The organism is Pseudomonas putida, assembly GCF_028682455.1.
Taxonomy (GTDB): Bacteria; Pseudomonadota; Gammaproteobacteria; order Pseudomonadales; family Pseudomonadaceae; genus Aquipseudomonas; species Aquipseudomonas putida_AA.
On record NZ_JANHLD010000003.1, the window covers coordinates 824909 to 838909 of the forward strand.

A 14001-nucleotide genomic window follows, 5' to 3' on the forward strand; every position below is an offset into this window, starting at 1 on the left:
CGTTAAAAGTATTTTCGAGGCGCCGCAGTGGCGCATCGCTACCCTGAGATAGCCGTCTTCCATGTTTGGTTCCAACGACGACAAAAAGACGCCGGCCGCGGCTGGTGAAAAGAAAGGCCTGTTCGGCTGGCTGCGCAGAAAGCCGCAGCAACCCGTTGCCGAGCAGCCGCAAAGCCCTGAACCGACCGAACCGGAGCAGCCTGCAGCGCTGGCCGCCGAGGCAACGGCTGCCGTTGCCCCGGTCGAGGTTGTACCTGCAACTGCAACCGTATCCGTGCCGGAACCTGTGCCTGTCGCCGCGTCGGAGCCTGTGCCTCCAGTGGTTGCAGTCGAGCCTGAGCCGCACGCCGGCCTGGTCCTGCCTGTGCCTGAAGAGCCGGTCGCCCTGGTGCCCGACCTTGAGCCGCATACCCCGCCGCCTATCCCCGAGCGCCCGGCCCCTGTCGTGCCGCCGGTGACCGAGCCTGCACCGGTAGTGGTTGCCCAGCCTGAACCTGTTGCCACGCCGGTCGTTACGCCCGAGCCTGCGCCTGTAGCGCCTGTAGCGCCTGTAGCGCCTGTAGCGCCTGTAGCTACCGTTGCGCCAGTGGTCGCGCCTGAGCCTGTCGAGGCACCTGTTCCGGAGCGCAGCGAAGAGAGCAAGGGCGGGTTCTTTGCCCGCCTCAAGCAGGGCCTGTCGAAGACCAGCGCCAGTATCGGCGAGGGGATGGCGAGCCTGTTCCTGGGCAAGAAAGCCATTGACGACGACCTGCTCGACGAAATCGAAACCCGCCTGCTGACCGCCGACGTTGGCGTCGAGGCCACCTCGGTGATCGTCCAGAGCCTGACCCAGAAGGTCGCGCGCAAGCAGCTGGCCGACAGCGATGCCCTGTACAAATCCCTGCAAGGTGAACTGGCCGACCTGCTCAAGCCGGTCGAGCAACCCCTGCGCATCCAGGCACAGGCCAAGCCTTTCGTGATCCTGGTGGTCGGCGTCAACGGCGCCGGCAAGACCACTACCATCGGCAAGCTGGCGAAAAAGCTCCAGCTCGAAGGCAAGAAGGTCATGCTGGCTGCGGGTGACACCTTCCGTGCTGCCGCGGTCGAGCAGTTGCAGGTGTGGGGCGAGCGCAACCAGATCCCGGTGATCGCCCAGCACACCGGCGCCGACTCGGCCTCGGTGATCTTCGATGCAGTCCAGGCCGCCAAGGCCCGGGGCATCGATGTACTGATCGCCGATACCGCCGGTCGCCTGCACACCAAAGACAACCTGATGGAAGAGTTGAAGAAGGTTCGTCGGGTCATCGGCAAGCTCGACGCCGACGCGCCGCACGAAGTCCTGCTGGTGCTGGACGCCGGCACCGGCCAGAACGCCATCAACCAGGCCAAGCATTTCAATCAGAGCGTCGAGCTCACGGGCCTGGCGCTGACCAAGCTCGACGGCACCGCCAAGGGCGGGGTGATCTTTGCCCTGGCCAAGCAGTTCGGCCTGCCGATCCGCTATATTGGCGTGGGCGAAGGCATCGATGACTTGCGCACTTTCGAAGCCGAACCCTTCGTGAAAGCACTGTTTGCCGAGCGGGAGCATCCATGATTCGATTCGAACAGGTCGCCAAGCGCTACCCCAATGGCCACGTTGGCCTGCATGAGTTGAGTTTTCGGGTGCGTCGGGGCGAGTTCCTGTTCGTCACCGGCCATTCCGGCGCTGGCAAGAGCACCTTGCTGCGCCTGCTGCTGGCCATGGAGCGTCCTACCAGCGGCAAACTGCTGCTGGCCGGGCAGGACCTGGGGCAGATCAGCACGGCGCAGATTCCCTTCCTGCGCCGTCAGATCGGCGTCGTGTTCCAGAACCACCAGCTGTTGTTCGACCGTACCGTATTCAACAACGTCGCCCTGCCGCTGCAGATCCTCGGCCTTTCCAAGGTGGAGATCGCCAAGCGGGTCGATTCTGCGCTCGAGCGCGTGGCCCTGTCGGACAAGGCCGTTCTGTTCCCGGGCGATCTGTCCACCGGCCAGCAACAACGTGTCGGCATCGCCCGCGCCATCGTTCACCGCCCGGCCTTGCTGCTGGCGGACGAACCCACCGGTAACCTCGACCCGCGCCTGGCCGCGGAGATCATGGGTGTATTCGAAGACATCAACCGCCTGGGCACCAGCGTGCTGATCGCCAGTCACGACCTGGCGCTGATCGCGCGCATGCGCCATCGCATGCTGACCCTGCAGCGCGGCCGCTTGATCGGCGACGGGGAGGCCGGGCAATGAGTGCAACACGTAGTCCCAAGGTTTCCGAGCGGGTAGCGCCAAAGGCCGCTGATCCACAACCGGAAAAGAAAAAGCGCGACAGTCATGACGACGACGGCCCAGATTTTCGCACCCTGTTGCATGCCTGGCTGGAAAGTCACCGTTCAAGCCTGATGGACAGCCTGCGCCGCCTGGGCAAGCAGCCCATCGGCAGCTTCTTCACCTGCCTGGTGATGGCGGTGGCCTTGAGCCTGCCCATGGGGTTGTCGCTGCTGTTGAGCAACGTCGAACGGCTCGGTGGCTCTTGGCAGCGTGCGGCGCAGATCTCCCTGTACCTCAAGCTGGACGCCAGCAGCAGTGACGGTGAAGCCCTGCGTGAGCAGATCAAAGGCCTGCCCGGCGTTGCCGAGGCCGAGTACGTGAGCCGCGAGAAGGCGCTGGAAGAGTTCCAGCAGCAGTCCGGCCTGGGTGACGCCCTTCGCGAGCTGCCTGAGAACCCGCTACCCGGCGTGGTGGTGGTGACGCCGGCAGAAGTCGACAAACCGGCCCTTGAAGCCTTGCGCCAGCGCCTGGCGGAACTGCCCAAGGTCGATGTGGCGCAGTTGGACCTGCTGTGGGTCGAACGCCTGGCTGCCATCCTCAAGTTGGGCGACCGTTTTGTGTTCGGCCTGACCGTATTGCTGGTTTCTGCGCTGCTTTTGGTAATTGGTAACACAATTCGCCTGCACATCGAGAACCGTCGTACCGAGATCGAGGTGATCAAGCTGGTAGGCGGCACGGACAGCTATGTTCGCCGACCTTTCCTGTACATGGGCGCCTTGTACGGCCTGGGGGCCGGGGTATTGGCCTGGGGGGTGCTGGCGTTTGGCCTTAACTGGCTCAACGACGCGGTTATCGGGCTTTCCGGCCTGTATGGCAGCGATTTCGCCCTGGCAGGGGTGCCATCAGCCGATGGTCTGTCGCTCTTGCTTGGAGCCGTGCTGTTAGGGTATATCGGTGCTTGGATTGCGGTCGCCCGCCACTTGAGCGAGCTTGCACCGCGATAGTGTCTTTTTGCTGCTATTGACTCTTTTCATTTTTAGGAAACTTTTTCCCTGGTTTCCGGTCAATGTTGGCAGTGCCCACGGGCACGAGTTTAGTGAGTCGGAGGTTTTTTCGTATGACCACTTCGTTGCAACCTGCCTATGCCCTGGTTCCCGGCGCAAACCTGGAAGCCTACGTGCACACGGTCAACAGCATTCCATTGCTGACGCCGGAGCAGGAGCGTGAACTGGCCGAGAGTCTCTACTATGAGCAGGATCTTGAGGCGGCTCGGCAGATGGTGCTCGCCCACCTGCGGTTTGTCGTACATATCGCCCGCAGCTATTCCGGCTACGGGCTGGCCCAGGCCGACTTGATCCAGGAAGGCAACGTTGGCCTGATGAAAGCGGTCAAGCGTTTCAACCCTGAAATGGGCGTACGCCTGGTGTCCTTTGCCGTGCACTGGATCAAGGCGGAAATCCACGAGTTCATCCTGCGCAACTGGCGCATCGTCAAGGTGGCCACCACCAAGGCCCAGCGCAAGCTGTTCTTCAACCTGCGCAGCCAGAAAAAGCGTCTGGCCTGGCTGAACAACGACGAAGTTCATCGGGTTGCCGAAAGCCTGGGTGTGGAGCCGCGCGAAGTGCGCGAGATGGAAAGTCGCCTCACTGGCCAGGACATGGCCTTCGATCCGGCGTCCGAAGCCGACGACGACAGCGCGTTCCAGTCGCCGGCCAACTACCTGGAAGACCACCGGTACGACCCGGCGCGTCAGCTCGAGGATGCCGACTGGAGCGATAACTCCACCAGCAACCTGCATGAAGCCCTGCAAGGCCTGGACGACCGTAGCCGCGACATCCTCTACCAGCGCTGGCTGGCCGAGGAGAAAGCCACGCTGCATGACCTGGCCGAGAAATACAGCGTATCCGCCGAGCGGATTCGTCAGCTGGAGAAGAATGCGATGAACAAGGTGAAAGCCTTGATCGCAATCTGAGTCGTGCGACAGCAATAGTCAAAAAGCCCCGACGTGTCGGGGCTTTTTTATTGGGGCTGAGTTTCAGGTAGCAGCGCGGGTCTATAATCGCGCCACGTTGGTCCCGTCATTTTTCCGTCACCCTGTAGAGACTGTTATGACCATTTCCTTGTACGCCGCTTCTGTTCCTGTCTTCAAGCAGATGCTCAACGCCTTGAGTGGGGTCCTGAACAAGGCCGAAGCTCACGCCACGGCGAAAAACATTGACCCGAGCGTCTTCCTGCAGGCTCGCCTGTATCCGGATATGTTTCCATTGGTTCGCCAGGTGCAGATCGCTGTTGATTTCGCCAAGGGTGTATCGGCGCGCCTGGCTGAGGTCGAGTTGCCCAAATACGATGACAACGAAACCACCTTTGCTGAACTGCAAGCGCTGATCACCAAGGTTCTGGCTTTCCTGGACGGCGTTACGCCAGCGCAGATCGATGGTAAGGAAGGCATCGAGATCGTGACCCGTCCGGGCACGCCGAAAGAGAAACGCTTCAGTGGCCAGGCATATTTGCTGACCTACGGCCTGCCGCAGTTTTTCTTCCACGTCACCACGACTTACGCAATCTTGCGTCACAACGGTGTGGAAGTGGGCAAACGTGACTACATGGGCGCGTTCTAAGGCGTTTGCCCGGTAATCAGCAAACAATAAAAGCCCGGCAAAGTATGCGCTTTGCCGGGCTTTTTATTGGCTCCAGGGCGCCTTGCGCGGGCTTTCGAGCTGCGCGAGGTAGCCACTGCCGCCTAGCTGGCGCATCTGCTGACGGATCCAGCCGGCACGCCGCGCCACGTAGCTGCTGGGGCGGCTGGCGCTCCAGTTGAGCGGGCTCGGTAGCACCGCGGCCAGCAGGCTCGCCTGCTGCCGGCTCAAGCGGCTGGCGTCGACACCGAAATGGTGCTGCGCGGCGGCTTGGGCACCAAACACCCCTTCGCCCCACTCGGCGCTGTTGAGGTAGACCTCAAGAATTCGCTCCTTGGACCACAGCAGCTCGATCAAGGTGGTGAACCAGGCCTCAAGCCCTTTGCGCAACCAACTGCGCCCCGCCCATAGAAACTGATTCTTGGCCACTTGCTGGCTGAGGGTACTGGCGCCGCGAAGGCTGCCACCGCGTTCGTTATGGGCCAGCGCCGCCTGGATGGCGTTCAAGTCGAAGCCCCAGTGGTTGGCGAACTTCTGGTCTTCACCGGCGATTACCGCCACCTTGAGCTCATCGGAAATGCGCTCCCAGGGCTCCCAGTCGCGTTGCAGGTCGATTGGCTGGCCGTTGAACCAGGACTCGACCTTGCGTTCGACCATCAGCGCAGTGCCGGGTGGTGGTACCCAGCGGAACACCAATACCAGCAGCACGCTGCCAACGGCAAACCAGAGCAGGGCGCGGGTGAGGCGGCGGAAAATGGAAGACAACATAGGTGATGGCTTGGCCGAACCGATGGAGCGGGCCATTATACAGACCCTGTGCTGACTAGGAGTCATCCCATGCTTCGTAGCTTTCTGCTGCTTGCGGCGTTTTTCGGATTCACCGGCGTGGCCCTGGGCGCCTTCGCCGCCCATGGCCTCAAGGGACGCTTGAGCAGCGAGTACCTGGCGATCTTCCAGACCGGTGTGACCTATCAGCTGGTCCATGCCCTGGCCCTGCTCGGAGTTGCCGTGCTGGCCACGCAGTTGCCCGGACGCCTGGTGGGCTGGGCCGGTGGCCTGTTCGCCCTGGGGATCGTGTTGTTTTCCGGCAGCCTGTACCTGCTGACCCTCAGCGGCATTGGCAAGCTGGGCATCATCACCCCCATCGGTGGCCTGGCATTCCTCGGTGGCTGGCTGTGCCTGGGCCTTGCTGCCTGGCGCCTGGGTTGACCCGGCAGTCCAAATCGAGACGAATGGCGATGCTTGGCCTTGGTCGCAGCACCTGATCGGGGCTAGAATGCTGGCCCCTAAAAATAATGGTGGCCGTGCGCATGCGCATTCAATTGAACGGTGAACCCTTCGAGTTGCCCGACGGCGAAAGCGTCGAGGCCCTGCTGGCCCGCCTGGACCTTGTCGGGCGCCGCGTCGCGGTAGAGCTCAACCTGGATATCGTGCCACGTAGCCAGCATGCAGCCACGTCGCTGCGTGACGGCGATCAGGTCGAAGTCGTGCATGCCATCGGCGGCGGCTAGGGCCCCAGGATTACCTTGCAAGTCCCTCAACCTTTCAGAGGATTTCCGATGAGCAACCTTCGCAGCGACAAGCCCTTCACCCTGGCCGGCCGTACCTTCCAGTCGCGCCTGCTGGTCGGCACCGGCAAGTACCGTGACCTTGAAGAAACCCGCCTGGCCATCGAGGCTTCGGGTGCCGAGATCGTCACCGTGGCCGTGCGTCGCACCAACATCGGCCAGAACCCGGGCGAACCGAACCTGCTCGATGTGCTGCCGCCGGACCGTTACACCATCCTGCCGAACACTGCCGGTTGCTACGATGCGGTCGAGGCCGTGCGTACCTGCCGCCTGGCCCGTGAGCTGCTCGATGGCCACAACCTGGTCAAGCTGGAAGTACTGGCCGACCAGAAGACCCTGTTCCCCAACGTGATCGAAACCCTCAAGGCCGCCGAAGTGCTGGTCAAGGACGGTTTCGACGTGATGGTCTACACCAGCGACGATCCAATCATTGCCCGCCAGCTGGCCGAGGCCGGTTGTATCGCCGTGATGCCGCTGGCCGGCCTGATCGGTACCGGCCTGGGGATCTGCAACCCGTACAACCTGCAGATCATCCTCGAAGAATCGAAAGTGCCCGTGCTGGTCGACGCCGGTGTCGGTACCGCGTCCGACGCGACCATCGCCATGGAAATGGGCTGCGAGGCAGTGCTGATGAACTCGGCCATTGCCAACGCCCAGCAGCCGATCATGATGGCTGAAGCCATGAAACACGCCATCGTTGCCGGCCGCCTGGCCTACCTCGCCGGGCGTATGCCGAAAAAACTCTATGCCAGCGCCTCGTCGCCGCTGGATGGTCTGATCAAGTAAGAGCCCCTGATGACTGAATCGCAAGAAACGCCGATCTCTACCGAAGGCGAAGAGCGCCAACACCGTCGCATCAAGAGTTTCGTGATGCGCGCCGGGCGCATGACCGAAGGCCAGCAACGTGGCCTGGAGCAGGGTGGGCCGCTGTTCATCCTGCCACTGGCCGACAGCCCGGTGGACTACGACCAGGTGTTTGGCCGCTCGGCTCCGCGCACCCTGGAGATCGGTTTCGGCATGGGCCATTCCCTGCTGGAAATGGCCGCCGCCGCGCCTGAGCAAGACTTCATCGGTGTCGAAGTACACCGTCCGGGTGTGGGTGCGCTGCTCAACGGCGTACTGACCCAGGGCCTGAAGAACCTGCGGGTGTATGACTGCGATGCCATCGAAGTGCTCAACAAGTGCGTGGCCGACAACAGCCTCGATCGCCTGATGCTGTTCTTCCCAGACCCGTGGCACAAGAGCCGTCACCATAAGCGTCGTATCGTGCAGCCGGAGTTTGCCGAGCTTGTGCGCAGCAAGCTGAAGGTGGGCGGTGTATTCCATATGGCTACCGACTGGGAGCCCTATGCCGAGTACATGCTGGAGGTGATGAATGTCGCCCCGGGTTATCGCAACCTGGCCGCCGACGGCAAGTGCGTGGAGCGTCCGGCCGAGCGCCCGATCACCAAGTTCGAACGCCGTGGCGAGCGACTTGGGCATGGGGTGTGGGACTTGAAGTTCGAAAAACTGGCGTAAATCTGCGAGCGCTTTACGCTCGATCGCCGGCAAGCCGGCTTCCACAGGGGGTTGTGATCAACCTGTGGGAGCCGGCTTGCCGGCGATGCTTTTAGCGGCGGTCAGCGACCACGCCAATCAACACCAGCACAATCAGCAACACCGGCGCCAACGCATAGTTGTTGAACTGCGCCAGCCCCTTCACCACCCAGGGCGTGGCATAGATCAACGCGGCGCCACTGCCGATCATCACCAGCACAGCCATGAACGGTACACGCAAGGCGCCTGCCAGGCCGCCCAGGCGTTGTTCTACCCAGCCTTTGATGTCGGTGCCGAACAGCACCAGCAAGCAGCCTACAAGCGCCAGTGAGATCTCCGACAAGTTGCTGCGACTCCAGCGGGAAACGGTCGAGAGCAGGTCGAGTACCAGGTCCATTCGCAATCCTTAGGTCAAGAAATACTGCAGCAGGTCGTTGAGGAACAACTGGCCTCGCGGGGTGGCGACCAGTCGCGTCGTTTCGACCTGCAATAAGCCTTTTTGTTCGGCCTCGCGCCGTGCCTCTGTCAGTTGTTCCAGCGCCAGTCCCGTGCGCTGGCTGAACAGCTCGGCGTCCACACCCTGGGTCAGGCGCAGGGCGTTCATCAGGAACTCGAACGGCAGCTCATCTACCGGCAGCAGCTTCTCGCCCGCCTTGAAGGGCTTGGCCGGATTCAGGTAGTCCTTGGGCAGGCGGGTCTTCCAAGTGCGCAGGATGCGCCCGTCCGGATGGCTGAGCTTGCCGTGGGCACCGGCACCGATGCCGATGAAATCGCCAAAGCTCCAGTAGTTGAGGTTGTGCCGGGCCGCCCGACCGGGCTGGGCGTAGGCCGAGACCTCGTACTGGGCGTAGCCGTGGCTGGCGAGCAGGGCTTGTCCGGCTTCCTGGATATCCCAGAGGATGTCGTCTTCGGGCAGCAGCGGCGGCTGGTTCCAGAACACGGTGTTCGGTTCCAGGGTCAGCTGGTACCAGGACAGGTGCGTGGGCGCCAGCGCGATAGCCTGGCGCAGGTCGCCCAGGGCGTCGTCCAGGGATTGATCGGGCAGGCCATGCATCAGGTCGAGGTTGAAGTTGTCGAAGCCGGCATTGCGGGCCATGTCGGCAGCGCGAATGGCTTCGTCACCATTGTGGATACGCCCGAGGGCTTCGAGCTTGGCCTGCTCGAAGCTCTGGATACCAATCGATAGGCGATTGATCCCCAGTTGCCGATAGGCCTTGAACTTCTCCTGCTCGAACGTCCCCGGGTTGGCTTCCAGGGTAATTTCGATATCGCTGGCGAACGCAACGCGTTGCTCCACGCCCGCCAGCAAGCGGTCCAGGGCGCCAGCGCTGAACAGGCTGGGGGTGCCGCCACCGAAGAATATCGAGCTGATCGAACGGCCGTATACCGCGCCAAGCTCCTGGTCGAGATCGGCCAGCAACGCATCGACGTACTCTTCTTCCGGCAGCTCGGGCGTTGCGGCGTGGGAGTTGAAGTCGCAGTACGGGCACTTGCGCACGCACCACGGGATATGAATGTATAGCGCCAGGGGTGGCAGTTGTGCCAAGGCCACCCGTGGTGTCCGGGAGGTAAAGCCAGCCTCGCCCAGGTGCAGTTGCTGTGCCGGCGAATGATCGGTCATGCCAGGCCCAGACGTTGACGCAGCAGGCTCATGGCACGGGCACGGTGGCTGATCAGGTTCTTGTCGGCAGGGTTCAGGTCGGCGCTGGAGCAGTCGCGCTCCGGTACCCAGAACAAGGGATCGTAGCCAAAGCCGTGTTCGCCGCTGGCCTCGGTCAGGATGCGGCCGTGCCACAGCCCTTCGCAGAGAATCGGCAACGGGTCGTCGGCATGGCGCACCAGGGCCAGGACACAGACGAACTGCGCGCCGCGCTCGGCCTCAGGTACATCCTTGAGGGCTTCGAGCAGCTTGGCGTTGTTGGCTGCATCGCCCTGGCCATCGGCATAGCGCGCCGAGTAGATACCCGGTGCGCCGCCGAGGAAGTCCACCGCCAGGCCCGAATCGTCGGCCAGCGCCGGCAGGCCGGAGATGCGCGCAGCATTGCGCGCCTTGAGGATGGCATTCTCGACGAACGAGAGGCCGGTTTCTTCCGGCTCTACACTGCTGAATTCGCCGATGGAGCGCAGCTGCACGGTGTCACCGAGCATGGCCTGCAGTTCCTTGAGTTTGCCAGCGTTGTGGCTGGCCAATACGAGTTGCTGGAAAGTCATCATTCGCCTGGGAAAAGCTCTTGGTTGAAACTGATGGTCTCGGTCTTGCCATCAATGCCAACGTTAATGGTGAAGGTACGGGTTTCCTGTTGTTCGACAGGGAACTGGGCGATGTAGTAGATCGCACCTTGCTCGGTAATCTGCTTGAACTTCAGCGGGACCGAGGCGCTGGTCAGGTCCTTGACGGTGCCGTTGACCTGGGTGACCACGGGCTTGCCGGCCTTGATCACCGAAACGTTGATCACACCCTGGTTCTTGCTGCGGATCAGTTCGGCGGCCTTGGCCGTGTCCGGTTGCAGGAAGGTGGAAATGAAGGTGCTGTAGTGCACCGTGGTATCCCCGAAGACTTCCTTGCGTTCACCCTTGATGGCATCGGCAGCGACTGCCGATGCGCTCAGGCAGGCAACCAGTAAAAAGCTCAACAAACGGCGCATGTTCGTTCTCCTCAGCTGATGGTTAGACAGCGACCTTGTGTTCCAGAAGGCCGGGGCTGCTGACACGGTAAATGCCGATCTCCCCTAGAAGATTAGGCCATAGCCTGCTCGCCCACCCGTGGCGGTGCAAGTGGTCGACCGCCAGGCGGTCGAGTACCTGGGCGCGACGCTCGCTGCACAGCGCCTCGAAGTCTTCGAAGGTACAGAAGTGGATGTTCGGCGTGTTGTACCAGGTATACGGCATGAAGTCGGAAACGGGCATGCGACCCTTGGTCGCCAGGTACCAACGGCACCGCCAGTGGCCGAAATTGGGGAAGGTGATGATGCACTGGCGACCCACGCGCAGCATCTCGTCGAGGATCCGGTCGGGATATTCCACGGCCTGCAGGGCCTGGGTCATGACCACCACGTCGAAACTGTTGCTGGCGAAGTTGCCCAGGCCCTTGTCCAGGTCCTGTTCGATGACGTTGACGCCCTTGGCCACGCACTGGGCGATGTTGTCAGGGTCGATCTCCAGGCCATAGCCTGCGACCTGCTTGTTGTCGCGCAGCGAGGCCAGCAGCTCGCCGGTACCGCAACCGAGGTCGAGTACCCGGCTACCGGCGGGGATCCAGTCTTGGATGATTTCCAGGTCGGCTCTCATAGGGTCCTCAGCAGACGATGCGGTTCATGTAGTTCGTGAATCCCGTGATGTAGCGCGGGGTCGGGATCAGGAAGGCATCGTGGCCATAGGGCGAGTCGATATCCAGGTAGCAGACGTTCTTGCGCGCGGCGATCAGCGCATCGACGATCTCCCGCGAGCGCGCCGGCGAAAAGCGCCAGTCGGTGGTGAACGACATCACGCAGTAGTCTGCGGTGACATGGGCCAGGGTGGCCGCGAGGTCGCCACCGTGGGCGGCGGCCGGGTCGAAGTAGTCCAGCGCCTTGGTCATCAGCAGGTAGGTGTTGGCGTCGAAACGCCCGGAGAACTCCTCGCCCTGGTAGCGCAGGTAGCTTTCCACCTGGAACTCGACGCTGTGGAAGTCGTAGTTGAGCTTGTCACTCTTGAGCTCGCGGCCGAATTTCTCGCCCATGGAGTCATCGGACAGGTAGGTGATGTGCCCGACCATGCGCGCCAGCATCAGGCCGCGCTTGGGGATCACGCCGCGGTCCTGGAACGAGCCGCCATGAAACTCCGGGTCGGTGAGGATGGCCTGGCGAGCCACCTCGTTGAAGGCGATGTTCTGCGCCGAGAGCTTGGGCGCCGAAGCGATGTCCAGGCAGTGGCGCACGCGATCCGGGTAGGTGATGGTCCATTGCAGGGCCTGCATGCCACCCAGGCTGCCACCGACGACTGCGGCCCATTGCTGGATGCCCAGGCGATCCGCCAGGCGCGCCTGGCTGTGCACCCAGTCTTCGACGGTCAACACCGGGAAATCGGCGCCATAGGGCTTGCCGGTGGCCGGGTTGACACTGCTCGGGCCGGTACTGCCATTGCAACCGCCGAGGTTGTTCAGGCTGACCACGAAAAAGCGATTGGTGTCGATCGGTTTGCCCGGGCCGATGCAGCTGTCCCACCAGCCCGGCTTGCGGTCGTCGGGGCTGTGGTAGCCCGCCGCATGGTGATGGCCGGACAGCGCATGGCAGATCAGCACAGCATTGCTGGCTGAGCTGTTGAGCGTGCCGTAGGTTTCGTAGATCAGTTCATAGGAGGTCAGCGAGCGACCGCAGGCCAGCGCCAGGGGCTCGTTGAACTGCGCCAGTTGCGGTGTTACCAGACCGACCGAATCTTCGGGAAAGACAGTGGACATCGACCCTGCTCACGCTTAAATGAGGCGTAAGTCTAAAGACCACTGATGAGTGCGGCAAGGAAAGCATCGCGGCGCAAGCCCGCTCCCACAAAAGCCGCAGGAGCGGGCTTGCCCCGCGAAGAATCCACGATCAAACCAGCAGGCGCAGCATCTCCGGCATACCGGTCATGGCCGCCAGGTTGTTGATGACCAGCATGTCGATCAGCTTGAGTGCCATGAACGCCAGGATCGGCGAGATATCCAGGCCGCCCAGGTTCGGCAGGATGCGGCGGAACGGGGCCAGGAACGGATCGCAGATCTGGTTGATCAGCTCGGCGCCCGGGTTGTGGCTGCCCGGTGCGACCCAGGAAAGGATCACGCTGATGATCAGGGCGAAGAAGAAGATCTTCAGGAACAGGGCGGTCACGCCAATGATCGACCAGATCAGCAGTTGCACCGGGTTGCCGGTGGTGCCGTAGGCCAGCAGCAGCGTCAGGCCCATGATCAGCATTTGCACGATGATCGCCAGCAGCAGCGACGACATGTCCAGGCCGAACAGGCTCGGGATGATTCGGCGCATGGGCTTGAGCAGGGGTTGGGTGGCGCGTACGGCGAACTGGCTGAGCGGGTTGTAGAAGTCGGCGCGCACCAGCTGCAGGATGAAGCGCAGCATGATGATGAGCAGGTAGAGGCTGCCCAGGGTTTGCAGGATGTAAATGGCAGCGGTGTTCAATCCGATCATGTTCGGCTCCTTAGTTGCCCAGTTGTTCGGCCATCTCGGCCGAGCGATGCGCCGCGGCGCCCAGCGCTTTCTCCACCAGCGCTTCGAAGCCATCGGCCTGGAACGACTTGATCGCCGCTTCCGTGGTACCGGCTGGCGAAGTGACGCGGCGACGCAGCTCGGCGGCGTCGACATCGCTGCTGACGGCCATGTGGGCAGCGCCCAGGGCGGTTTGCAGGGTCAGTTTGGCAGCGGTTTCCCGTGGCAGGCCGAGTTTTTCACCGGCGGCTGTCATTGCCTCGATCAGCAGGAAGAAGTAGGCAGGGCCGCTGCCGGACACGGCGGTGACAGCGTCGAGCTGTTGCTCGGTGTCCAGCCACAGGGCGATGCCTACCGCCGACAGTAGCTGTTCGGCTTGCTGGCGCTGCGCGGCCGAGACCTGGGCGGTGGCATACAGGCCGCTGACGCCCTGGCGCAGCAGCGCCGGGGTGTTGGGCATGCAACGCACGATGGGCTGGGCGCCGAGCCAGTTGTTCATGCTCGCGCAGGTGATCCCGGCGGCAATCGAGACCACCAGTTGCCCGGGCTTGAGGCGTGGCTTGAGGGCTTCGCACACGGCTTTCATGGCCTGCGGCTTGACCGCCAGGACGATAACGTCGGCACCGTCGATGGCCTGGGCGTTGTCGGCGAACATTTCGATGCCGTGCTCGGCATGGATCTTGGCCCGTTGCTCGGCACCCGGGTCGCTGGCGCAAAGCTGCGAAGCGTCCAGACCTTGGGCGCGCAGGCCGCCGATCAGGCTGGCGGCCATGTTGCCGGCGCCGATAAAGGCAATACGAGTCTTGCTCATGTCAGGTCCTTGAG

General features: G+C 62.6%; 18 protein-coding genes. 9 read left to right on the forward strand and 9 right to left on the reverse strand.

Annotated features, from left to right (window positions below; all coding sequences use genetic code 11):
* Window positions 1-61: 61 nt before the first annotated feature.
* From ftsY to NPS58_RS20925, 5 genes are all read left to right on the forward strand, one after another.
* Entirely contained in the window at window positions 62-1573 is a 1512-nt protein-coding gene (ftsY, locus tag NPS58_RS20905; RefSeq protein ID WP_274117181.1) for a signal recognition particle-docking protein FtsY, read from the forward strand.
* On the forward strand, window positions 1570-2241 hold the full coding sequence (ftsE, locus tag NPS58_RS20910; RefSeq protein ID WP_274117182.1) for a cell division ATP-binding protein FtsE: 672 nt from the start codon (window positions 1570-1572) through the stop codon (window positions 2239-2241). The genes ftsY and ftsE overlap by 4 nt, the downstream gene beginning before the upstream one ends.
* Window positions 2238-3266 (forward strand): permease-like cell division protein FtsX, encoded by a 1029-nt coding sequence (gene ftsX, locus NPS58_RS20915; protein ID WP_274117183.1) that lies wholly within the window; start codon window positions 2238-2240, stop codon window positions 3264-3266. Before ftsE ends, ftsX begins: the two co-directional genes overlap by 4 nt.
* Window positions 3267-3379: 113 nt before the next feature.
* Entirely contained in the window at window positions 3380-4234 is an 855-nt protein-coding gene (rpoH, locus tag NPS58_RS20920; protein ID WP_274117184.1) for an RNA polymerase sigma factor RpoH, read from the forward strand.
* 136 nt (window positions 4235-4370) lie between these two features.
* Window positions 4371-4880: a DUF1993 domain-containing protein gene (locus tag NPS58_RS20925; protein ID WP_274117185.1), complete on the forward strand. Its 510-nt coding sequence runs from the start codon at window positions 4371-4373 to the stop codon at window positions 4878-4880.
* A 63-nt stretch (window positions 4881-4943) separates the two neighbouring features.
* Here the strand turns inward: NPS58_RS20925 and mtgA are convergent, their stop codons facing one another.
* On the reverse strand, window positions 4944-5702 hold the full coding sequence (gene mtgA / locus NPS58_RS20930; RefSeq protein ID WP_274117186.1) for a monofunctional biosynthetic peptidoglycan transglycosylase: 759 nt from the start codon (window positions 5700-5702) through the stop codon (window positions 4944-4946).
* A gap of 33 nt (window positions 5703-5735) precedes the next feature.
* Between mtgA and NPS58_RS20935 the strand changes: the two genes are divergently transcribed.
* The 4 genes from NPS58_RS20935 (at window position 5736) to trmB (ending at window position 7984) form a co-directional block, all read left to right on the forward strand.
* Window positions 5736-6107 carry a DUF423 domain-containing protein gene (locus NPS58_RS20935; protein WP_274117187.1) on the forward strand — a complete coding sequence of 124 codons (372 nt, stop codon included), beginning with the start codon at window positions 5736-5738 and terminating at the stop codon, window positions 6105-6107.
* A gap of 101 nt (window positions 6108-6208) precedes the next feature.
* On the forward strand, window positions 6209-6409 hold the full coding sequence (thiS, locus tag NPS58_RS20940) for a sulfur carrier protein ThiS (RefSeq protein ID WP_274117188.1): 201 nt from the start codon (window positions 6209-6211) through the stop codon (window positions 6407-6409).
* Between the two features lie 48 nt (window positions 6410-6457).
* The gene (locus tag NPS58_RS20945; protein ID WP_038615579.1) at window positions 6458-7252 is read left to right on the forward strand and encodes a thiazole synthase; all 795 of its coding nucleotides are present in this window, start codon (window positions 6458-6460) and stop codon (window positions 7250-7252) included.
* Window positions 7253-7261: 9 nt separating this feature from the next.
* Window positions 7262-7984: a tRNA (guanosine(46)-N7)-methyltransferase TrmB gene (gene trmB, locus NPS58_RS20950; RefSeq protein WP_274117189.1), complete on the forward strand. Its 723-nt coding sequence runs from the start codon at window positions 7262-7264 to the stop codon at window positions 7982-7984.
* Between the two features lie 91 nt (window positions 7985-8075).
* On the opposite strand, the gene NPS58_RS20955 is transcribed toward trmB, so the two are convergent.
* From NPS58_RS20955 to proC, 8 genes are all read right to left on the reverse strand, one after another.
* Entirely contained in the window at window positions 8076-8399 is a 324-nt protein-coding gene (locus NPS58_RS20955; RefSeq protein WP_274117190.1) for a DUF3392 domain-containing protein, read from the reverse strand.
* 9 nt (window positions 8400-8408) lie between these two features.
* Window positions 8409-9623 carry a radical SAM family heme chaperone HemW gene (gene hemW / locus NPS58_RS20960; protein WP_274117191.1) on the reverse strand — a complete coding sequence of 405 codons (1215 nt, stop codon included), beginning with the start codon at window positions 9621-9623 and terminating at the stop codon, window positions 8409-8411.
* Complete coding sequence (rdgB, locus tag NPS58_RS20965) at window positions 9620-10216, reverse strand: RdgB/HAM1 family non-canonical purine NTP pyrophosphatase (RefSeq protein WP_274117192.1); 597 nt, start codon at window positions 10214-10216, stop codon at window positions 9620-9622. The genes hemW and rdgB overlap by 4 nt, the downstream gene beginning before the upstream one ends.
* Window positions 10213-10647: a DUF4426 domain-containing protein gene (locus tag NPS58_RS20970; protein WP_028943910.1), complete on the reverse strand. Its 435-nt coding sequence runs from the start codon at window positions 10645-10647 to the stop codon at window positions 10213-10215. Before NPS58_RS20970 ends, rdgB begins: the two co-directional genes overlap by 4 nt.
* Window positions 10648-10669: 22 nt before the next feature.
* Window positions 10670-11290: a methionine biosynthesis protein MetW gene (gene metW, locus NPS58_RS20975; RefSeq protein ID WP_028943911.1), complete on the reverse strand. Its 621-nt coding sequence runs from the start codon at window positions 11288-11290 to the stop codon at window positions 10670-10672.
* 7 nt (window positions 11291-11297) lie between these two features.
* Window positions 11298-12437 (reverse strand): homoserine O-succinyltransferase MetX, encoded by a 1140-nt coding sequence (gene metX / locus NPS58_RS20980; protein ID WP_274117193.1) that lies wholly within the window; start codon window positions 12435-12437, stop codon window positions 11298-11300.
* Window positions 12438-12567: 130 nt separating this feature from the next.
* Window positions 12568-13158 carry a YggT family protein gene (locus tag NPS58_RS20985; RefSeq protein WP_274117194.1) on the reverse strand — a complete coding sequence of 197 codons (591 nt, stop codon included), beginning with the start codon at window positions 13156-13158 and terminating at the stop codon, window positions 12568-12570.
* A 10-nt stretch (window positions 13159-13168) separates the two neighbouring features.
* Window positions 13169-13987: a pyrroline-5-carboxylate reductase gene (gene proC / locus NPS58_RS20990; RefSeq protein WP_274117195.1), complete on the reverse strand. Its 819-nt coding sequence runs from the start codon at window positions 13985-13987 to the stop codon at window positions 13169-13171.
* Window positions 13988-14001: the final 14 nt, after the last annotated feature.